At 73.6% G+C, this 20327-nt stretch carries 17 protein-coding genes and 1 riboswitch; of the genes, 10 read left to right on the plus strand and 7 right to left on the minus strand.

Annotation, left to right across the window (positions count from 1 at the left end; translation table 11 throughout):
* Positions 1 to 30: 30 nt before the first annotated feature.
* The gene (locus KBX00_RS19780; protein ID WP_093410153.1) at positions 31 to 258 is read right to left on the minus strand and encodes a hypothetical protein; all 228 of its coding nucleotides are present in this window, start codon (positions 256 to 258) and stop codon (positions 31 to 33) included.
* Positions 259 to 333: 75 nt separating this feature from the next.
* Positions 334 to 648, minus strand: coding sequence for a multidrug efflux SMR transporter (locus KBX00_RS19785; protein ID WP_210829107.1), 315 nt, complete (start codon positions 646 to 648; stop codon positions 334 to 336).
* 58 nt (positions 649 to 706) lie between these two features.
* Positions 707 to 773, minus strand: a riboswitch (guanidine-III (ykkC-III) riboswitch).
* Positions 774 to 863: 90 nt separating this feature from the next.
* Here KBX00_RS19785 and KBX00_RS19790 point away from each other — a divergent pair.
* The 8 genes from KBX00_RS19790 to KBX00_RS19825 all read left to right on the plus strand — a co-directional run bounded on the left by KBX00_RS19790 (position 864) and on the right by KBX00_RS19825 (position 7398).
* Positions 864 to 1787 (plus strand): ornithine cyclodeaminase family protein, encoded by a 924-nt coding sequence (locus KBX00_RS19790; RefSeq protein ID WP_210829109.1) that lies wholly within the window; start codon positions 864 to 866, stop codon positions 1785 to 1787.
* Between the two features lie 61 nt (positions 1788 to 1848).
* The gene (rimO, locus tag KBX00_RS19795; protein WP_210829111.1) at positions 1849 to 3336 is read left to right on the plus strand and encodes a 30S ribosomal protein S12 methylthiotransferase RimO; all 1488 of its coding nucleotides are present in this window, start codon (positions 1849 to 1851) and stop codon (positions 3334 to 3336) included.
* 71 nt (positions 3337 to 3407) lie between these two features.
* Positions 3408 to 4001, plus strand: coding sequence for a CDP-diacylglycerol--glycerol-3-phosphate 3-phosphatidyltransferase (gene pgsA, locus KBX00_RS19800; protein WP_210829113.1), 594 nt, complete (start codon positions 3408 to 3410; stop codon positions 3999 to 4001).
* 56 nt (positions 4002 to 4057) lie between these two features.
* Complete coding sequence (locus KBX00_RS19805) at positions 4058 to 4567, plus strand: CinA family protein (RefSeq protein WP_210829115.1); 510 nt, start codon at positions 4058 to 4060, stop codon at positions 4565 to 4567.
* A gap of 238 nt (positions 4568 to 4805) precedes the next feature.
* A complete protein-coding gene (locus KBX00_RS19810; RefSeq protein WP_210829117.1) occupies positions 4806 to 5264 on the plus strand; it encodes a helix-turn-helix domain-containing protein in 459 nt (152 codons plus the stop codon).
* A gap of 182 nt (positions 5265 to 5446) precedes the next feature.
* Positions 5447 to 6307, plus strand: a complete 861-nt coding sequence (locus tag KBX00_RS19815) for a PspA/IM30 family protein (protein WP_210829119.1) — start codon at positions 5447 to 5449, stop codon at positions 6305 to 6307.
* A gap of 22 nt (positions 6308 to 6329) precedes the next feature.
* Positions 6330 to 7109: a hypothetical protein gene (locus KBX00_RS19820; protein WP_210829121.1), complete on the plus strand. Its 780-nt coding sequence runs from the start codon at positions 6330 to 6332 to the stop codon at positions 7107 to 7109.
* A gap of 91 nt (positions 7110 to 7200) precedes the next feature.
* On the plus strand, positions 7201 to 7398 hold the full coding sequence (locus KBX00_RS19825; protein WP_307868926.1) for a hypothetical protein: 198 nt from the start codon (positions 7201 to 7203) through the stop codon (positions 7396 to 7398).
* Positions 7399 to 7416: 18 nt separating this feature from the next.
* On the opposite strand, the gene KBX00_RS19830 is transcribed toward KBX00_RS19825, so the two are convergent.
* A complete protein-coding gene (locus KBX00_RS19830; protein ID WP_210829125.1) occupies positions 7417 to 11028 on the minus strand; it encodes a hypothetical protein in 3612 nt (1203 codons plus the stop codon).
* Between the two features lie 246 nt (positions 11029 to 11274).
* Positions 11275 to 12078 carry an Fpg/Nei family DNA glycosylase gene (locus tag KBX00_RS19835; RefSeq protein ID WP_210829127.1) on the minus strand — a complete coding sequence of 268 codons (804 nt, stop codon included), beginning with the start codon at positions 12076 to 12078 and terminating at the stop codon, positions 11275 to 11277.
* A 110-nt stretch (positions 12079 to 12188) separates the two neighbouring features.
* Between KBX00_RS19835 and KBX00_RS19840 the strand changes: the two genes are divergently transcribed.
* Complete coding sequence (locus KBX00_RS19840) at positions 12189 to 13391, plus strand: hypothetical protein (protein ID WP_210829129.1); 1203 nt, start codon at positions 12189 to 12191, stop codon at positions 13389 to 13391.
* An 80-nt stretch (positions 13392 to 13471) separates the two neighbouring features.
* Here KBX00_RS19840 and KBX00_RS19845 read toward each other — a convergent pair whose 3' ends face one another.
* Both KBX00_RS19845 and KBX00_RS19850 read right to left on the minus strand, forming a co-directional pair.
* Positions 13472 to 13714, minus strand: coding sequence for a CPCC family cysteine-rich protein (locus tag KBX00_RS19845; RefSeq protein WP_164445633.1), 243 nt, complete (start codon positions 13712 to 13714; stop codon positions 13472 to 13474).
* Positions 13715 to 13740: 26 nt separating this feature from the next.
* Entirely contained in the window at positions 13741 to 14652 is a 912-nt protein-coding gene (locus tag KBX00_RS19850; RefSeq protein ID WP_307868930.1) for an SAM-dependent chlorinase/fluorinase, read from the minus strand.
* A gap of 223 nt (positions 14653 to 14875) precedes the next feature.
* On the opposite strand from KBX00_RS19850, the gene KBX00_RS19855 reads away from it, so the two are divergent.
* Entirely contained in the window at positions 14876 to 15490 is a 615-nt protein-coding gene (locus tag KBX00_RS19855) for a hypothetical protein (protein ID WP_210829132.1), read from the plus strand.
* A 125-nt stretch (positions 15491 to 15615) separates the two neighbouring features.
* Here KBX00_RS19855 and KBX00_RS19860 read toward each other — a convergent pair whose 3' ends face one another.
* On the minus strand, positions 15616 to 20187 hold the full coding sequence (locus KBX00_RS19860; RefSeq protein WP_307868932.1) for an ATP-dependent helicase: 4572 nt from the start codon (positions 20185 to 20187) through the stop codon (positions 15616 to 15618).
* Positions 20188 to 20327: the final 140 nt, after the last annotated feature.

The following is a 20327-nucleotide window of genomic DNA, read 5'->3' on the forward strand; positions in this document are numbered from 1 at the left end:
AGCGCGGCGGGCCGTCGAAAACAGCCGGGATCAGAGTGCGCTGAGGATCAGCATGCTCAGCAGCATGGCGACCACGTTGGCCGCGGCGGCGTACCAGCCGAGCGGCTTGTCACCGAGCACCGCGCCGACGACGCCGAGGACCAGACCGATGACTCCGAAGAGGATCGGGTTGAGCAGCAGCGCGAGTACCGCGCACACGAAACCCACGATGGTGCAGATGCGGGCGGCGCTGGTCGAGCGGACGGTGCTGGTGGCCATGTCTTCCTCCAGGGGTGAGTCTCAGGTCTGCCGTCCGGATCTCTACCCACTACGGACGATCGCCACGCACACACATCAGTGAAACAGCTTGAGCCCGATCACGCCGGCCACCACCAGCAGCAGGCTGAGCAGGCGGGGCAGGTTGGCCGGCTCGCCGAGCGCCACCATGCCGACGACGGCGGTGCCGACCGCGCCGATGCCGACCCACACCGCATAGCCGGTGCCGACCGGGATCTCCCGCAACGCGTACGCCAGGCCGGCCATGCTCAGCACCAACGTGACCGCGAAGACCACCGAGGCGACGGGTCGGGTGAATCCGGCGGAGCGGTCCAGGGCGATCGCCCAGGCCGTTTCGAGCAGTCCGGAGAGCACCAGCACGAGCCAGGCCATCAGGTCACCTCTTCGAGCCTTGCCCGGCCGCCGGGGCCGGGACGAGTCGGGTCCGTCATGCGGGGCGTCTTGGCCTGACCGGGTACGCCCGCGACTCGTCCGGGGCGGCCGCGTGGACCGCCGAAACCGACCGTAGCACCGGGCAACGGGCCGCCCGGGTGAGACGGATCACCCGGGGTATACCTCAAGTCCGCTTCAAGCTGCACCATGGACGCGTGACCGTGCTCATCTCCGATCCGGAGGTCGCCGCCGCGCTGGACGCGGCGACCTCGGTCGACGCGATGCGTCAGGCCCTGCTCGCCGCGTACCACGGGCGGCTCGTCGCCCCACCCCGGGCCGCCGCGCCGCTGGGCGGCGGCCGGATGGTGCTCACCGCCGGGCACCTGGTCGGGCAGTGGTACGGGTACCGGGCGTACGACACGTTCGGGCACCCGGAGACCGAGCAGGTGGTGGTGCTGCACGACGGGAGGACCGGCGCGGTGCGGGCCGTGGCCGTAGGGGAGGAACTGGGTTCCCGGCGTACCGGCGCACTCGGCGCGGTGGCGGTGGACACGCTGGCCCGTGCGGACGCGGCCACCGTCGGCGTGATCGGCTCCGGTGGTCAGGCGTGGACCCAGGTCTGGGCGGCCGCCGCCGTGCGGCGTCTGCGCGAGGTGACCGTGCACAGCCGCTCGGCCGCGCGGCGGGAGGCGTTTGCCGCCCGGGTGCGGGCGGAACTCGGCGTCCCGGCCCGCGCGGTGGACACCGCCCGGGAGGCGGTACGCGACCGGGACGTGGTGGTGCTGGCCACCGCCAGCCCGACTCCGGTGCTCAGCGCCGCCGACCTGCGTCCCGGGACCCACGTCAACGTGGTCGGCTTCAAGCAGGTGGACCGCGCGGAGTTCGGCACCGACCTGCTCGACGCCGCCACCGTGCTGGCCACCGACTCGGTGGCGCAGGCGCGGTCGTACACCCCGCCGATGCTCGCCGCGCTGCCGCCGTACGCCTCCCGGCTGCGCGACCTGGGCGCGGTGCTGGCGGGCGCGGCACCCGGCCGCACCGGTGCGGACCAGATCTCGGTCTTCTGCTCGGTCGGTCTGGCCGGCACCGAGGTCTTCCTGCTCGACCGGGTGGTCCGGATCCTCGCCGCGGCGGTCTGAGCGAGCCGACCCGGCGCAGACCGCCGTCGCCGGTGCGGGCGTCGTCGCCCGGTACCCTCGGATGGTGTCTGCCACCTCCTCTCCTGCCCCCGATGGTCGCCGGGTCGCACTGCTGACCCTGGGCTGTGCCCGTAACGAGGTCGATTCGGAGGAGTTGGCCGCCCGCCTGCACGCCGACGGCTGGCAGGTGACCACCGACGGCGAGGGCGCCGACGTGGTGGTCGTCAACACCTGCGGGTTCGTGGAGAAGGCCAAGCAGGATTCGATCCAGACCCTGCTGGCCGCCGCCGACACCGGTGCCAAGGTGGTCGCCGCCGGCTGCATGGCCGAGCGGTACGGTCGGGAACTGGCCGACAGCCTTCCCGAGGCGCAGGCGGTGCTCAGCTTCGACGACTACCCGGACATCGCCGCCCGGCTGGACGCGGTGGTCGCCGGCCGGGAGGTGGCCGCGCACACTCCCCGCGACCGGCGCGAGCTGCTGCCGCTGACCCCGGTCGCCCGGCGCGACAGCGCGGTCTCCCTGCCCGGGCACGGCCGGGGTAGCGACGTCGACGAGCACACCCCGGCCCACCTGCGTACCGTGCTGCGTCGCCGGTTGGACAGCGGACCGGTGGCCTCGCTCAAGCTGGCCAGCGGCTGCGACCGGCGCTGCGCGTTCTGCGCCATCCCCGCCTTCCGGGGCGCCTTCGTCTCGCGCACACCGGACGAGCTGCTCGCCGAGGCCGAGTGGCTGGCCAAGAGCGGCGTCCGGGAACTCGTGCTGGTCAGCGAGAACTCGACGTCGTACGGCAAGGACCTGGGCGACCCGCGCGCGCTGGAGAAGCTGCTGCCGCAGCTCGCCGCCGTCGAGGGCATCGTCCGGGTCCGGGCCAGCTACCTCCAGCCGGCCGAGACCCGGCCCGGGCTGATCGAGGCGATCGCCGGCACGCCGGGGGTGGCACCCTACTTCGACCTGTCGTTCCAGCACTCCAGCGAGCCGGTGTTGCGCCGGATGCGCCGTTTCGGCTCCACCGACCGGTTTCTGGACCTGCTCGCCGCCGCCCGGCAGTTGGCACCGGAGGCCGGGGCCCGCAGCAACTTCATCGTCGGGTTCCCCGGCGAGACCCGGAGCGACGTCGACGAACTGGTGCGGTTTCTCACCGAGGCCCGGCTCGACGCGATCGGCGTCTTCGACTACAGCGACGAGGACGGCACCGAGGCCGCCGGACTGTCGGGCAAGGTTTCCGCCGCCACCATCAAGCGCCGGTACGACAGGCTCAGCGCGCTCGCCGACGAGCTGTGTTCACAGCGGGCCGAGGATCGCCTCGGCTCGACGGTGGAGGTGCTCGTCGACTCGGTCGACGATGGGGTCGTCGAGGGACGGGCCGCACACCAGGCGCCGGAGGTGGACGGGTCGACCACCCTGGTCGCCCCCGACGGCGGTGGCGTCGACCTGGCCGCGCTGCGCCCCGGAGACCTGGTCCGCGCCACGGTGACCGGTACCGAGGGCGTCGACCTGCACGCCGTGCCGGATGCGATGATCTCCGCCGCGCCCGGCGCGGCGCGGTGACGGTGGGCTGGGACGAGGCGGGGGAGGCACGAGGTGCGGTGCCGGGTGCGCCACCCGAGCGGGGCGATTCGATGACCGGGGCGACGGAGTCACCTGCGGTGCCGGTGGTGGCCCGGGTGCCCGTGGTCAACGCCGCGAACGCCCTGACCGCGCTGCGGCTGGTGCTCGTACCGGTCTTCGCCGCCTCGGTGGTCGTGTCGGGGATGACGCAGGCCGGATGGCAGGTCATCGCCTGCCTGATCTTCGCCGTGGCCTCGGTCACGGATCTTGTCGACGGGTGGATCGCCCGCAGGTTCGCGCTTGTCACCGCCGTCGGAAAGGTGGCCGACCCGATCGCCGACAAGGCGCTCACCGGTGCCGCCCTGCTGCTGTTGTCCTGGTACGACCGGCTGCCCTGGTGGGTCACGGTGGTCATCCTGGCCCGGGAACTGGGGATCACGGCGCTGAGGTTCTGGGTGATCCGGCGCGGCGTGATCGCCGCCAGCCGGGGCGGCAAGATCAAGACTGCGCTTCAGGTACTGGCCATCACCTGGTATCTCTGGCCGATGCCGGCCGCTCTCACCCCGATCGGACCCTGGATCATGGGCGCGGCGGTCGTGGTCACCCTCGTCACCGGGCTGGACTACCTCGCCCAGGCCACCCGGTTGCGACGCACCCAGGGGTGAGCGGTCAACGGCGTTGCTACGGGTAGACCGCCCCGGGGCCGGGAAGGATGCAGATCATGGGTGTACGCGAGGGTGAGGGTTCGATGGGCGCTGCGGCGGCAGGCGTGGTGCACCGCCTCGCCGAGCGGCGGGAGACGTTCGCCACCGTCGAGTCGCTGACCGGCGGGCTGTTGGCCGCCACCGTGGTGGAGATCGCCGGGGCGAGCGCCGTCTACCGGGGTGGGCTGGTGGTCTACGCCACCGAGCTGAAGGAACGGCTGGCCGACGTACCGGCGGATCTGCTGGCCGAACGCGGCCCGGTCGACCCCGATGTGGCGAAGGCGCTCGCCGAGGGTGGGCGGCGACGCTGCGGCGCCGACTGGGGTCTGGCCACCACCGGTGTGGCCGGACCGGAACCGCAGGGCGGCAAGCCGGTCGGTCTGGTCTTCGTCGCGGTGGCCGGATCGGACGGCACCGAGGTGCGGCAACTGAATCTTGCTGGTGGTCGCGACCAGGTCCGGGGTGCCGCCGTGACCGAGGCCCTGCGCCTGTTGGCTGACCGGATCGACGCCCCCCAGCCGGCCTGACCTCGCCGTCGTCGATGCTGGGTGCCACCGACCGGGGCACTCCAGGTGCCGTCGTACGGGCGGATCGGACACCTGCGCTGCCACGGATCGGCCGAGCGGTGGACGGCGGCCGTGGGATGACCGGGCGGGGCGGGATGTCGCGGCGGCGCACAGCGGGTACGGTTGCGGGAAAGCTCCGACAGCCGGTGCTCCCGCAGGCCGGTCGGCCGGGCGAACTGTGTCCCCCAGGGGAGGTGCGATGGTCCTGCTACGCCGGGTGATCGGTGACGCACTACGGGCGCGCCGGCAGGGGCAGCACCGCACGCTGCGCGAGGTCTCGTCCGCAGCCAACGTCAGCCTGGGCTACCTCTCGGAGATCGAACGCGGCCATAAGGAACCCTCCAGCGAGCTGCTCGCGGCGATCTGCGACGCGCTGGGTGCCCGCCTGTCCGAGCTGCTGCGCGAGGTCAGCGACACGGTCGCACTCGCCGAACAGATGCCCGGCGTGCTGGTGCCGGTGCAGGACGAGCCGACCGAATCGACGCCGGTCGCCGCCGCGCCGGTGCACAAGGCCACCGGTCGGGGCGTACGCCAGGTCACCTCGGACGGCAACGTCGCCGTCTCGGTGCGGCAGGATTCCCCGCTCAAGGCCACGCTGCGCAGCGCCCGGGTCCGGCCCGCCGACCGCAGCGACCGGGACGTGGTCTGCGCCGCCTGAGCCTCGCGGCCGATGGTCGCGGTAGCTCCCGCCGCGTAGGGTTGATCGCGGACGTCCCCTCTCGCCGGTACGGATGCCGTGTTGGCGCCCGGCTGGGACGATGGAGCCACCATCGCTGGTAGCCGAGCCGTTCCCCGGGGGTGGGGCAGGCACAGCGACGTGATTGAGGGGATACCGCGGAGATGGCGAACCCGTTCGTCAAGGGGTGGAAGTACCTGATGGCGCTCTTCGGCGCCCGCATCGACGAGCACGCCGACCCCAAGGTGCAGCTCCAGCAGGCCATCGACGAGGCGCACCGGCAGCACCAGGCGCTCGTCCAGCAGGCCGCCGCCGTGATCGGCAACCAGCGGCAGTTGGAGATGAAGCTGTCCCGGCAGATGTCCGACGTCGAGCGGTTGCAGGCAAATGCCCGCCAGGCGCTGGTCCTGGCCGATCAGGCCCGGGCCAAGGGTGACGAGACCGAGGCCGGGCGGTACGAGCAGTCCGCGCAGACCCTGGCCACCCAGTTGGTGAACGCCGAACAGTCCGCGGAGGACCTGAAGACCCTGCACGACCAGGCGCTGGCCGCCGCCGGGCAGGCCCGCCGGGCGGTGGAGAACAATTCCATGATCCTCCAGCAGAAGCTCGCCGAGCGCGCCAAGCTGCTCAGCCAGCTGGAGCAGGCCAAGATGCAGGAGAGCGTCGCCGCCTCGCTGGAGTCCATGTCGGCGCTCACCGCCCCCGGCAGCACGCCCACCCTCGACGAGGTACGCGAGCGCATCGAACGCCGTTACGCCAACGCCATGGGCCGGGCCGAGTTGGCCGGCAACTCGACCGAGGGCCGGATGCTGGAGATCCAGAAGGCGACCCTGGACACGGCCGGTTCCGCCCGGCTGGACCAGATCCGCGCCAGCATGGCCGGCGAGCAGCTCGGTGCGGGCACCGACCGCGGCACCGCCGAGGAGCAACCGGCGAGCGCGGACCCGGGAGTGGCCCGGCTCGACGAGATCCGCGCCAGCATGAGCCGCGAACGCGGCACCGGCGACACCACGGCCGCCGGCTGAGCGGAGAATCGAGGAGGCGACGGTGGCTGCGGACGAGCGCACCCGGTATTTCCGCCGGCTGAGCCGGCTGCGCGGCTCCGCCCGCCGGTGGAGCGTCCTGGCCGGCGGGCTCGGCGGCGCAGCTGCGGTGCTGACCCCGTACGCCGGGATCGGTCTGGCTGACGCGGCATGGGCCGCCGCCGCGGGCGCGGCCACCGCATTGGCCGCCTGGCGTTGGGTGGACCTGCGTGCCCTCGCCGCCCAACCCGCTCCACCACCGCTGGACCCGGCCCAGGTGGCCGCCCGCAACCGCGCCCGCCTGGTCGCCGCCGTGGAACGTCTCCCCGCCGGTGCCGGCGTGCTGGCCGAGGTGCGTCGGGTCCGCTCCCGCACCGCACTGCGCGGCACCGCCGCCGCCCAACCGTGGGAGCGCCTGGACCGGGCCGCCGCGACCATGGCATCCATGTCGGGCCGGCTGACCGGCCTCGCCGAACCGGCCGTCGCCGAAGCCTCCGCCGCCGAACAGTCCCTGCGTGAACTGGCCAACCGGGTCGCCAGCGTGGAACGTGCGGTCCGCCTCGCCCCGGCCGACGCGAAGCCGCCGCTGGCCGAGGCGCACCGGGCGCTCACCGGCCAACTGGAGACGGGCGTGACGGCGTACGAGCGGCTTGTCGTCGCCGCCGCCGGCTACCTCGCCGAGGAGTACCGCCCCGAGACCGAACACCCGGCAGCCGCCCGGCTGACCGAAGCGACCGACCTCCTGCACGGCTTCGCCGCCGCGCTGTCCGAACTACGCGCCGTCGGCCGCCCCGCCGGCCCGTGAACAGACCGGGCGGGGTTCAAGATCCTGCCATGTTGGATCCTGGACCGGGTGTGATCCAATTGCGGCTATGAATCGACAGCGGGTTCTTGCAGTGCTGCTGCTGCTTATCGCGTTTCTGGCGCTTGTCGTCTCGCGTACCTTCCCGTTCACGGACGATCTTTCCGGCCTGGCCGAGTCGGCGATCGCGGTCGGCGGCGCGGTGTGCGGGCTGGCCGGCGTGTGGCTGTGGTTGCGCAGGACGCCGGCGAGCGAAGCGCCGTCGACCACGGGCGAAGCAGAGAACCGCTGACCGTACCGGAGCGCGGAGTCACTCGGGGGTGGTGACCGGGATTGGGCCGGTGTACGGGGAGGCGCCGACCACGTTGAACGAGCGCACCCGGTAGTGGTAGGTCACGCCCCGGGACAGGCCGGTGTTGGTGAAGCCCCGACCGGTCACGGTGAAGGTGGCCAGCTCCCGGGTGAACGCCGGGTCCAGGGCCCGTTCCACGGTGAAGCCGGCGCCCTGCCCGGCGGGCGTGCTTGCCGACCAGCCGAGCACCACGGTCGCGGTGTCCGGGCCGGGAGCGGTGGTGGCCACGCTGACCGAGGTCGGTGTGCCGGGCGCGGGTGGGGTGGTCACCGCGGCCAGGGTGGACCAGGGTGAGGCGGCGCCCAGGTAGGTGGTGCGTACCCGGTAGTAGTAGGTGGTGTCGGGCGCGACCGCCGGGTCCAGGTGGCTGTCGCCGACGCTTATCGCGGTGGTGCCGGGCCCACTGGTGAAGGTCGGGTTGGTGGCGCGTTGCACGTCGATGCCGGTGGCGAAGGAGTTGTTGGCCCAGCGCAGCGCCACCCGCAGCGGTGCGGCGGGTGGAATTGTCGCGGTCAGCTTGGCCGGCGCGGTGAGCTGAACGGACGCGGGAACGCTGTTCGACCAGGTGGAGCAGCTCGTCGCGTTCTCGGCGCGGATGCGGTAGTGGTAGGTGACGGCCGGGGTGACGGTGGCGTCGGTGTACCGGGTCGCGGTGGCCGCCACGGTGATGGTGGTCAGCCCGTTGGTGAAGGTCGCGTCGGTGGCCCGGTGCAGCAGGTGGCTGGTGGCCGGCGGGCGGCTGCCGCTGCCGGTCCAGGCGAGGGTGATCGCCGGTAGCGCGGTGGCCGAGCCGGGGACGGGTGCCGCGGTGAGCCCGGTCGGGGCCCGGGGCGAGACCCGGACCACGAGCGGGCGGTTCATGCCCAGATCGCGATGCCCGGCCGCCGCGCTGCCCCAGCGGAACTCCCAGCCGAGATTCACCAGCTGGTTGACCACCGCTGCGGGTCGTCCGTCGAGCGGACTGATCGGGGTGGAGTCGAGCCGGGCGCCGGCTGGTCGGGTCGGGTCGAGCAGCCGTACGCAGTCGCCGATCTTGAACGGTAGCAGCGGTGCCTCGGGACGCAGCGCGAGCAGCACGTCCTCACCGGGATCGACGCGCACCACCTGCTTCCAGCCGAGTTCGCCGGGGTGCGGTGGCCGGATCGTGCCGTCCCGACCGACCCGGCCGACCACCTGCACGTCGAGGCCGTCGAACCGCACCGGATGGCTCTGCCGCCCACAGCCGCGTACCCGCCAGAGCTGACTGCCGTCGCCCGGTGTGCCGACCGCCAGGGCCGAATCGCTGGCGTGCACCACCTCGGTCGCCGGGTCGGTGGGACCGAGCGGCAGGGTGGCCGCGCCGCGTGGCCCGCCGTGCGGATGGGCCACACCGAGGCGACCGGCGAGTCTGCCGTACTCGGGCTCGAAGACCTGGCACACGGACCTGACGGTCAGCGGCAGGCTCACCGGTGCCCCGCCGGGCGGGGTGAACTCGACGGTACTGGCGTGGACCGGAATCCGGGTCGGCGCACTCGTGGTGCCGAAGCAGGGGTCGTAGGCCGGTTGCGGCACGACCGGGGGACGCTGGCTGGCCGCGTACGCGGCGGGCAGGCGGTCCCGTAGCCGGTCGAGGTCGTACGGCCGGGCCGGGGTACCCGTCACCCGTAGCTGCATCAGCGTTCGGGTGTTCGGACCGTATCCGGGCAGGGTCGGCGGCGCACCGCCCTCGGCGGTCCGGTCGGGGCCACCGGTGAGGTGGTCGTAGCGGGGGTCGAAGCAGGGCAGCGGGGCGGGGCAGTCGTTGTACAGGATCAGGGTGGTGCCGGGGTCGACGGTGGCGAAGTCCACGAGCACGTCGGCCCGTTCGCCGGGGGCGAGCAGCAGCGCGTGGCCGTCGACGTTGAGTACGGTCGGGTCGCGTCGGTCGTAGCGGAAGCCGATCGGTCGATTCGGCACGACCACCGGCGCTGGCAGCAGGCCGCCCTCGTTGCCGATCCGGATCATCTCCGGGCCGGCCGCCGCCGGGTCCGGCACGCCACCGGGCCGCCCGTCGGTCGGCCAGTCCGCCGGCCGGTCCGGAGCGCGGACCGCGTCGACCATCGGCACCTCACCTGCGGCGGCGTCGGCGAGGATGCCCTGCGGTGTCCACATCGGCGCATCCGAGACAGCCCGGTACAGCTGCAGATTGAGCCAGCGGTCGGTGCAGGCGTTGAGGATGCGCCACCGGTGAACCTTCGGCTGCACCTCCAGGCACGGGTACGCGGCCCCGTTCACCAGGACCGTGTCGCCGAACGCGGCGGGCACCGCGCTCGGATGCGGCACGCCTGGGGTCTGCGGCGGCTCGTCCGGGTCGGTGACCGGGTCGTGATGCGGGTTGGGCATGGTGGCGGCGGAGGCGTCGGGGCCAGCAGTGGCGGTACGCGACCAGGGCCCGTAGTCCCACCGGCCGGTCGGGTTGATCCCGTCGCGGCGGTACGGGTTCTGGCGGGTCTGGTAGACGTGCGGGTGCCAGAGGGAACCGCGTGAACCCCACCGGTCCCGATCCCAGGTCGGATCCTGGGCGGCGAGCTGGGCGTCGTCCGGCACGAACGTCTTGTCCTCGAAGACCAGCGGCAACTGCTCGGCCGGCAGCGTCCCGTCGGCGGTCAACCGCTCCTCGGCGTCGTCGGTGAGCAGGTAGAGCGCGAGCTGACCGGAGTAGCTGGTCAGCCGGGAGAGCCCGACGGTGTTGTCGTGGAACCAGAGCAGGCGACCACTCTGGTCGTTGGGGTAGTAGCGGGTGGTGGCACCCTGACCGGGATGGGGCATGTCCGGCACGTGGGTCAGGCCGGTACCGGTGGGATAGGGGGTGATCTCACCCGCCGGACTGATCCAGTGCCAGGGGCCACCGGCGCTGATCCAGCCGGTGAGCGCGCCGCAGAGGTGCAGCACGGCCCGGTTCTGCGGGTAGGGCGCCGGCCCGTCGAGGGGCCCCGGACCGGCACCGGGCACGGTCGGGTCGACCGGCAGGAAGAGGTCGCCGGTGGGCAGCTGGTTGATGAACTTGATGCGTACCGGCCGGCCGCGTCGGGCGAGCACGACCGGACCGAGATGCCAGGGTCGCCGTGGCGGGGCGACCGTGTTGTGCCCGTCCGGGTTGGTGCCCAGGTTCAGTTGGCGGTAGCCGCGCAGCCGGGTCGCCGGCAGGTCCCGGTGCAGCCGTTGGGTGTATTCCTGGAGCCCGATCTCGTAGTAGTCGCAACCGGGATAGGTGATCGTGTCAGGCACGGCGACCGGCAGGTGGGCACCGTGCGGGGTACGTCCCAGCGGGCCGAGGCCGGGCAGCGGGTCGACGAACTTGCGCAACCCGGTGCCGACCATCACCTGCCCGTCCTCGTCGTGACCGGGCAGTGGACTGTAGGCGTGGTTCGGCACCGTGCCGAAGCAGCGGGGTGCCGCCGCCGGGTCGAGGCTCGCCGGCGCCGGCCGGGGTGGGGTCGGTTCCGGGTGCGGCTGCCCGGGCACCGCCGGAGCCCGCGTCACTGCGCCCGGCTGGTCGGTGCGGGCGGCGCGGTCCAACCAGGTCGACCGGAGTCTGCGGAAAACGGCCATGGCTCTCCCGGTGATCGGGGCGCGACGGTCACCACCCCGACGTGGCGGCGCGGACGCGCGGGCTGACGTTCCGTGAGCCCTCAACCGCAGCATGCGACGGGTGGTGGCCGGTTAGGAAGTCCCCTTTCGTGCCAATCTGCCGAGCTGCCGGCGTGTCGCCGCCGCCACTCCGCGCCGCTGGCGTGGCCGGCCGTCCACCCGCCCCGACCTGCCCAGACCGCTGCGTGGAAGATGCGCGGTGACCGCTCAGGTCGGCGCGCCGGGCTGGCAGGTGGGACACCAGTAGGTGACCCGGTCGCCCAACTCCTCCTTGCGGATGGCGGTGCCGCAGCGCCGGCACGGCTGCGCCCGGCGCCCGTACACGTAGCTGGTCCGGCCCCGCGCCAGCGCGCCGGTGGTGCTCTGCGTCCAGCGACCCCGGTTCGCGGCCAGCAGCTTCTGCGCCAGGGTCACCAGGCCGGTGAGGTCGGGTACGTCCCGCACGGGGGTGCGGGGGTGCACGCCGCGCAGGAACAGCACCTCGCATTTGTAGAGGTTGCCGACGCCGGCCAGGATGCGCTGGTCGAGCAGGGCCACCCCGACCGGGGTGTCCGGATGGGTGGCGAGCCGACGGGTGGCCTCGGCCGGATCCCAGTCGGCACCGAGCAGGTCGGGGCCGAGGTGACCGACGAGGCGCTCCTCGTCGGCGGTGGGCACCAGCGCCACCTCATGCAGGTGGTAGCCGACGGCGGTCGCGGCCGGGGCACGCAGCACCACCCGGATCAGGTGTGCCGGCCGGGCCGTCCACCGCTGTCCGGGCGCGTACGTCCGCCAGGTGCCGTCCATCCGCAGATGCGAGTGCAGCGTCCAGCGCGACTCACCGGTGCCGGCGGGGGCGTCCAGCCGGAGCAGCAGGTGTTTGCCCCGGCTCGCGCTGTCGCATACCGACCAGCCGGTGAGGTCGGTGGTGGCGAGCGCGGGCACCCGGAAATCGCTGCCGGTCAGCCGGGTGCCGACCAGCGCGCGTTCCAGGACGCGGGCGGTGTTCCAGACGGTGTCACCTTCGGGCACGGCACCATTCTCCCTCACCCGAGCGCAATTCACATGTATCGCTATTTGTATGGTGCTTCTGTTCGATCTACGGATATAGGCACTATCGGGGAGTTCTGAGGAGAATGCCGATGAATCGTCCCCGCAATGCCGTCCTGGCCGCCCTCCTGGCCACCGTCCTCGCCGTCGCCCTCCATCCGCACTCCGCCTCCTCGGCCGGCCGGGCCGACCGGTGGACCGCCGATCTGTCGGTCGTCGGCGCCGACGACGTCAACGTGCGGCACACCCGCGCCGGCCTGCGACTGGCCGACGCCCGGCCACCCGGCGTGCCCGCCCGACGCAGCGCCGTCGCCGAGGGGATGCTGGTGGGCGTACCGCGTACCCTCAGTCGCCCGGCCACCCGGATCCGTGCCCAGGCCACCGTCGTCGCCCGGTCCGGCGCCACCGCGACCGTGCAGGTCCGCGGCTGGCGGGCCGCCGGCTGGACCGAATGGCGCGATGCGGCGCCCGCGGCCGTCTTCGACCGGCCGGTCCGCCGGGTACAGGCTCGGGTGGTGTTGACCGGCAGCCCCTCCGGTGCCAGCACCGAGGTCCGCGCCGTCCGGCTCACCGCCGACACCGTCGCCGCCACCACCGCGGCCACCCCCGGCCTGACCTACCGGGTGTACGCGACCCGGATCGGACTGGTGGGCGAGCTGACCGCGAACGGGCACACGGTTCGCGTCCGGGACCATTTCGTCGCGTTGCCCTCCCGCCGGGGGCTGTCGCCACGCAACACCGGCGATTACACCGTCCGGGTCTGCACCGTCACCGGCAGTCGCTGCGAGTACGCCCCGGTCTGGGACGTCGGCCCGTGGAACACCCGCGACGACTACTGGAACCTCAGCGCGGTGCGGGAGAACTGGAAGGCGCTGCCGCAGGGCAGGCCGCAGGCGCAGGCCGCGTACCAGGACGGTTACAACGGCGGGCGGGACCAGTTCGGTCGGCTGGTGCTCAACCCGGCCGGCATCGACCTCGCCGACGGGACGTTCTGGGACGGGTTGCAGCTGTCCACGAACGCCTGGGTCGACGTGGCGTACCTGTGGACCGGCACCGGGCCCCGAGGGGTGGTCGGTGACGGACCGTTGACGGTGCGCTCCGGACCGAGTACCGGCTACCCGTCCCGGGGCCTGGCCGCCCAGTACGCGAACGTGCCGATCCAGTGCTACGTGACCGGGCAGACGATCGTCGGCCCGTACCGCACCACCAACCGGTGGAATCGCCTGGCCGGTGGGCAGTTCGTCAGCCACGCGTACATCTCGACGGTCTGGGGTGGGTCGGTGCCGCTCTGCTGAGAGCGGCACCCCGAGCCGGGTCGGCGTCCTCCCAGGCCGGCCCGGCTCGCCGCGTCAGCGGGTGCCCCGGCCCGGCTGACTCAGGGCATCTCCTCCGGCCTCGGCGTCCGTACCAGCTCCTGGTACCGAGGGTGGCAGGCACCGTAGACGGCGAAGTTGAGGCGGGCGTGCGACAGGCTCAGATCGCCGTTCGCCCCACCGCGTACGACGTCCGCGTCGGCGTCGCCCTGACCGTCATCTGTCCAGAAACAGACCGGGCAGGTGCCGCCGCCGGTCCGGTACGCGCAGCAGGGACAAGCGGCGGGAACCCAGCGATCATCCACCTTGACAGCTTTCCACAGTAGACACTTCATCCGTGTTGTCCGGGAGCGTCCCCCACGACGCCGTAACCCCGGACCCGCAGCAGCGTACCCGGGGCCACCGCGAGCAGTTCCGCGGCGTGTCCACCGTTGACGGAGAGCGCGACCCGGCCGGTCGAGTCGACGTGCGCCACCAGGGCACCGACGGGGGCGTCACCGAAGGTACGTCCGTGCACCGCCTCCCGCTCCCACCCGCCGACGCCGGCCGGCCCGTCCTCGGCGACCGCGCCGGGTGCGGTCGGCTCGGTCACCGGACACACCCGGACCCGCCCCGGCAGGGGGTCGAGCAGCTCGGCCGGGGCGGCCAACTGGACGTTCCCGAAATGGTCCACCGTCAGCACCTCGGCGACGAACCCGTCCGGCCGCCGGCGGAGCAGCGGTTCGGGCAGCCGCACCAGCGTCGTCGGATCGATCGCCGGGCCGGCGTCGGCCAGCGGGGCACCGCGAGCCAGGTGGGCCGCGACGGGGGCGAAGACGTCCCGCCCGTGGAAGGTGGCCGACACCCGGGGCGCCAGCCAGCGCGGATTGGTCAGCTCCACCGCCCCGGTCACCCCACCGAGCGCCGCGGCGGCGTCCAGCAGCAGGCCGTTGTCCGGGCCGACCAGCAGACCCGTGGGGGTGCCCAGCGCGACACCCCGGCGGTTCGTACCGACCCCGGGGTCGACCACCGCCACGTGCACCCCCGGTGGCAGGTGCGGCACGGTCTGGGCCAGCACCGCAGCGCCCCGCCGGACGTCGCCCGGCGGCACCAGGTGGGTCACGTCGATGACCCGCAGCGCGGGCGCGACGCGGGCGATCACCCCGTGGCAGACCGCCACGAAGCCGTCGGCGAGGCCGTAGTCGGTGGTCAGCGAGACGACCTCGGGCGGTGGTCGGGACTCGCGGGCTGCGCTGCTGGTCACGGCACCGGATCGTACGCCCGTATCCGTCGCCCCGGCGGACGGTGCCGGCGCGGGATCGCCGCTTCCACCGCCAATCCCCGACAGCGGCATACCCGCGCCGCCGCTGCCGCACCACGTCGGTCTGTGGGAGTCGTGAGGTGGGCGCTCCGATGCCGGAAAGCCGACAGCGTGGCTGACCGACCGGCCACTGCCGGTGGCGGTCCCGGTTGGACAGACTGCGTGGGTGAGTCACCGGATGCTGCCAACCGTCGTTGTGCTGATGGTCGCCGTGGCCCTCGCCGCCTGCGGAGCCGACCAGGACGCACCGCCTGCCGCCGCACCGGCCCCGACCGTCAGCGGACCACCGGCGGATCCGGCCCCGCCGAACGCCGCAACTGCGCCGACCGGCGCGGCGAGCCCGGCCGCCCCGGGGGAGGCTGCCACGGGCAGTGCCGTACCGCCGTCGTCGCCCCGACCGGCGCCGACCGGCGCCGACCGCACCACCGAACGGCGACCGCCGAGCCCGCCGCCGGTGGAGCTGCCGCCCCGCCAGGCCGGCGAACCGACCGGCCGGGAGGTCGTGGCGGCGTTCCGGTCGGCCGGGCTGAAGGCGGCCAACGTCCGGGACCGATCAGTCGACTGTGGACCGGACGGGTTGGGGTTGGGCTGCTCGGAACTGGTCGTGACCGACAACGTGGCCGTCTACGTCTTCCCCGACGAGAGCAGCGCCGGTGACCTGGCCGAGCGGTGGAGCGGGGCCGCCTACCGCAGCGGCACCGTGGTGCTCAACTACCTGGAGGCACCGACGCCGCCCGCCGACCGCCCCCGCTACGAAAAGGTCCTCGACAAGCTCCGCTGAAGCCCCTCCCTCCCCCTCCTGGTGCGCGCGATCTTGCACTTCTGGTCGCCGACATGCCCTATTCGAGCCGAATTGTCGCGACGAAAAGTGCAAGATCGCGACGGTGGTGGGGTGGGGGTGGGGGGTCAGGGGCGGAGGCGGAGGCCGCGGGGGGTGGTGCGGAAGCCGGCGGCGGTCAGGGCGTCGCGTAGCGGCGACGAGCGTACGGACTCGCCGTCGGCGCGTTCCACCGAGATCGGGCCCAGCGCGCCGGAGTGGACGGCGTCGGCAAGCGCCTTGCCGGCCGCGCCCAGCGCGTCGACGTCGTCGGTGAAGGAGAGCAGCGTCCGCCCACCCCGCTCCACGTAGAGCGCCAACCCGCCCTCGACCAGCACGACCAACGCCCCGGCCTTGCGACCCGCCCGGTGCCCGCTGGTCGGCGGCGACGCCGCGTCACCGGAGTCGACGGCCCGCTCCGGCCAGGGCAGCGCCGCGCCGTACGGATTCGCCGGGTCGGTGGCGGCCAGCACCACCGTGGCCCCGCCCCGAGACCGGCCACCGTCGAGTGGATCGGCGCCGGCGCGGATCCGGTCCACCGCGCCGGGCACCGCGAACTGCGCCGCGCCCAACCCGTCGACGAAGTATCCGCGTCGGGCCGCGCCGCGCTCCTCCAGCGCGGACAGCACCGGGTAGACGGCGGCGAAGCCGCCCGCCACCTGCTCGGCCACCACCGCGCCCCGGGTCAGCACACCGTGCCGTTCCAACAGGACGTCGGCGAGGGCGGCGGCGCGGCGGGTCGGGTCGGTGTCCCGCGCCGGCAGCCGGGACCAGCGCCCGGCCACCGTCGGCGGCCCACCGCGACTCGGCAGCGCCACCCGTCCGGGCCGGCGGTAACGGCCGCGGGCCGCGGTCGGGCGGGCACGGTGCGCGCCACCGGCGCCGAGGACCGCCCGCAACGGAGCCAGGGTGTCGTTGGTGAGGTGGCCGGCCCAGACCAGGTCCCAGATGACGGCGGTCAGCTCGGCATCGTCGGTGGCGCCGACCCGGTCGGCCAACGGCCGGAAGAACAGGGCCTGCCCGGCGTCGAGCGCGTCCAGCACGGCGTCGTGCAGGGGTGTGCGCGTGAGGGTCTCGTCCGGCGGCGGGAGCAGCAGGGCAGCCGAGTCGGCGTACGCCAGGCTGACCCAGCCGTCCCCACCGGAGATCGCCCCCGCGCCGGCCCACAGCACCTCACCGCTGGCGCACAGTTCGTCGAGCTGGGCGGGGGAGTAGTCGGCGACCCGGGCGGGCAGTACCAGCCGTTCCAGCGCCGACGCGGGCACCGAGGCACCCTGCAACTGCTCGACCGTCGCAGCCACCGCCTCGACGCCCCGTGCCGAGGCCCCGATCTGCTGCCAGCGGGGCAGGAAGGCGGCCAGGGCCTGCGGTGGCACCGGCTCGATCTCGCGGCGTAGCGCGGCGAGGGACCGGCGGCGCAGCAGGCGCAGCACCTCGGCGTCGCACCACTGGGTGCCCGCCGTCTCCGGGGTGAACTCGCCGGAGACCACCCGGCCGGTGGCGGCCAGCCGGCGCAGCGCCTGCTCGACCACGAAGACCCCGAGCCCGAACCGGGCCGCGCAGCCGGCGGCGGTGAACGGGGTGTGGGTGCGGGCGTACCGGGCCACCAGGTCGCCGAGCGGGTCGGCGACCGGTTCGAGGTACGCCTCGGCGACACCGACCGGTAGGGCCACGCCGAGGGCGTCCCGCAGCCGGCCGGCATCCTCGACGCCGACCCAGCGTTCCTGCCCGGCGATGCGGACCCGCAGCACCCGGCGGGCAGCGGCCAGGTCGGTCAGCCACGCCTCGGGTGCCCCGCGCTCGGCCAGCTCGGCGGTGCTCAGGTCGCCGAGCTGCCGGAGCAGCTCGATCACATCCTCGGCGTCGCGGGTACGGCGCTGGGCCGTGCGCCAGCGCAGTTGCCGTTCGGTCTCGGCGAGCACCGCCGGGTCGAGCAGCTCGCGCAGGTCGACCCGGCCGAGCAACTCGCCGAGCAGGGCCGAATCCAGGGTGAGGGCAGCGGCCCGGCGTTCCGCCAGCGGAGCGTCACCCTCGTAGAGGAAGGCACCGACGTAGCCGAAGAGCAGCGAGCGGGCGAACGGGGACGGCCGGGCGCTCTCCACCTCGACCAGGCGCACCCGGCGGCCGGCCAGGTCACGCATCACCTCGGTCAGCGCGGGCAGATCGAAGACGTCCTGCAGGCATTCCCGCGCCGCCTCCAGGGTGACCGGGAAGTCGGCGTACTCGCGGGCCACGTCGAGCAGTTGGGCGGCGCGTTGCCGTTGCTGCCAGAGCGGCTGGCGGCGGCGCGGATCGCGGCGGGGCAGCAGCAGCGACCGGGCGGCGCACTCCCGGAAGCGGGCGGCGAACAGCGTCGAGGTGCCGACCGACTCCTCCACCAGTTGGGCGATCTCCTCCGGATCGAAGGCCACCACGTCGGCGCCGGGCGGGGTGTCGGCGGTGTCCGGCAGCCGGACCACGATCCCGTCGTCGGCGGGCATCACCTGCGCGTCGACCCCGTAACGCTCGGCGAGGCGGCGGCCGATGGCCAGTGCCCAGGGCGCGTTGACCCGGGCGCCCAGGATGCTGTGCACGGCCAGTCGCCAGTCACCAAGCTCGTCACGGAAGCGTTCGACGACAACCGTCCGGTCGTCCGGCAGGGCCCGGGTCGCCGCCCGCTGCTCGTGCAGGTAGGTCAGCAGGTTTCCGGCGGCCCAGTCGTCCAACCCGGTGGCCCGCAGCGTGGCGGTGGCCTGCTCGGTGTCCTGCCGGAGCAGAGCCCGCACCCGGGCACCGATCGCCCGGCCCAGTTCCACCGGCCGGCCCGGCTGGTCGCCCTTCCAGAACGGCATCTTCGCCGCCTGCCCGGGCGCGGGGGAGACCAGCACCCGGTCCGGTGTGATCTCCTCGATCCGCCAGGACGACGAACCGAGCAGGAAGACGTCGCCGACCCGCGACTCGTAGACCATCTCCTCGTCCAGCTCGCCGACCCGGGCGGCCCGCTGGGCGCCGGCCAGGAAGACACCGAACAGGCCCCGGTCGGGGATGGTGCCGCCACTTGTCACCGCGAGCCGTTGGGCACCGGGACGGCCGGTCAGCACGTCGGCGGCGCGATCCCACACCAGGCGGGGGCGAAGCTCGGCGAAGGCGGTGGACGGGTAGCGGCCGGAGAGCATGTCCAGTACGGCGTGCAACGCGGAGTCGGGCAGCTCGGCGAAGGGAGCGGCCCGGCGGATGACGGTGGCCAGGTCGCCGACCCGCCACTCGTCAAGCGCGACCATCGCGACGACCTGCTGGGCGAGCACGTCCAGCGGATTGCGGGGGTGGCGCAGCTCCTCGATGGCCGCCTCGCCCATCCGCTCGGCGACCACCGCGCAGGAGAGCAGGTCGCCCCGGTGCTTGGGCAGGACCACCCCGCGCGACACCGCGCCGACCTGGTGCCCGGCCCGGCCCACCCGTTGCAGGCCGGCGGCCACGCTCGGCGGCGCCTCGATCTGCACGACCAGGTCGACCGCGCCCATGTCGATGCCGAGTTCGAGACTGGAGGTGGCCACCACGGCCGGCAACCGGCCCGCCTTCAGCGCCTCCTCGATCTGCCGGCGCTCCTCCCGGGAGACGCTGCCGTGGTGCGCCCGGGCGATCACCGGCGGGGCGCCGGACACCGCGCCGGCCTGGGCCATCATCTCGGCCGGCGTCCGGGCAGCCGGGCCGCTCGGAGGCGGTGCCGCCGCAGCCGTCTGGTCGGCGGCCAACTCGTTGAGCCGGGCGCAGAGACGTTCGGCGCTGCGTCGGGAGTTGGTGAAGACGATCGTCGAGCGGTGTGCCCTGATCAGGGCGAAGACCCGTTCCTCCACGGCCGGCCAGATGGATGCCGTGCGGGGACCGGCGAGGTCGTCCTCCGGTGTCGCCTGCTCGTCGAGGCGGGTCATGTCCTCCACCGGCACCTGGACGCTGACCTCGATCGTCTTGGCGGTCGCCGGGGCGACCACCTCGACCGGGCGGACGCCGCCGAGGAAACGGGCGCACTCGTCCAGCGGCCGGACGGTGGCGGAGAGCCCGATGCGCTGTGCCGGCGCCGGCAGCAACTCGTCGAGCCGCTCCAGGGAGAGCGCCAGGTGGGCGCCGCGTTTGGTGCCGGCGACCGCGTGCACCTCGTCGACGATCACGGTCTCGACACCGCGCAGCGAGTCCCGAGCGGCCGACGTGAGCAGTAGGAACAGCGACTCCGGAGTGGTGATCAGGATGTCCGGCGGCGTGCGGGCGAAGGCCCGCCGCTCGTCGGCGGGAGTGTCGCCGGTACGCATCCCGACGGTGATCTCCGGCGGGGGCAGGGCGAGCCGGGTGGCGGCCTGCCGGATGCCGGTGAGGGGGGCGCGGAGGTTGCGTTCGACGTCGACCGCGAGTGCCTTGAGCGGGCTGACGTAGAGCACCCGGCAGCGCCGCCGAGGATCGGCCGGGGTGGTCTCGCGGGACAGCCGGTCGAGTGACCACAGAAACGCCGCGAGGGTCTTGCCGGAGCCGGTGGGCGCCACGACCAGGGCGTGCCGGCCGGCGGCGACCGCGTTCCAGGCGCCGGTCTGCGCCGCCGTCGGTGCGGCGAACGCCGCACCGAACCACTCCCGGGTCGCCGGCCCGAACCGGGAGAGCACCCCCTCGCCGGGGGTCGTGCTGGGTTCCGCCACGAACCCATCCTGCCCCCGGGCACCGACATTCGTCCGTCGCGAGCCAGGCGATAATGTCGTGTTAAGACGTTTAAGGTGACTTGCGCCGAGAATCCGTTAAGTCTTACTTAACTGCTTGCTCTTGCTGGGCAACATAAAGT

Source organism: Micromonospora sp. C95, assembly GCF_018070465.1.
In the GTDB taxonomy this organism is placed as follows: domain Bacteria; phylum Actinomycetota; class Actinomycetes; order Mycobacteriales; family Micromonosporaceae; genus Micromonospora.

What these genes read in the sequence shown, in the direction of transcription:
- KBX00_RS19785 (WP_210829107.1), bottom strand. Translation starts at nt 648, where the DNA reads ATGGCCTGGCTCGTGCTGGTGCTCTCCGGACTGCTCGAAACGGCCTGG.
- KBX00_RS19815 (WP_210829119.1), top strand. Translation starts at nt 5,447, where the DNA reads ATGGCGAACCCGTTCGTCAAGGGGTGGAAGTACCTGATGGCGCTCTTC.
- KBX00_RS19830 (WP_210829125.1), bottom strand. Translation starts at nt 11,028, where the DNA reads ATGGCCGTTTTCCGCAGACTCCGGTCGACCTGGTTGGACCGCGCCGCC.
- KBX00_RS19780 (WP_093410153.1), bottom strand. Translation starts at nt 258, where the DNA reads ATGGCCACCAGCACCGTCCGCTCGACCAGCGCCGCCCGCATCTGCACC.
- pgsA (WP_210829113.1), top strand. Translation starts at nt 3,408, where the DNA reads ATGACCGGGGCGACGGAGTCACCTGCGGTGCCGGTGGTGGCCCGGGTG.
- KBX00_RS19810 (WP_210829117.1), top strand. Translation starts at nt 4,806, where the DNA reads ATGGTCCTGCTACGCCGGGTGATCGGTGACGCACTACGGGCGCGCCGG.
- KBX00_RS19805 (WP_210829115.1), top strand. Translation starts at nt 4,058, where the DNA reads ATGGGTGTACGCGAGGGTGAGGGTTCGATGGGCGCTGCGGCGGCAGGC.
- rimO (WP_210829111.1), top strand. Translation starts at nt 1,849, where the DNA reads ATGGTGTCTGCCACCTCCTCTCCTGCCCCCGATGGTCGCCGGGTCGCA.
- KBX00_RS19840 (WP_210829129.1), top strand. Translation starts at nt 12,189, where the DNA reads ATGAATCGTCCCCGCAATGCCGTCCTGGCCGCCCTCCTGGCCACCGTC.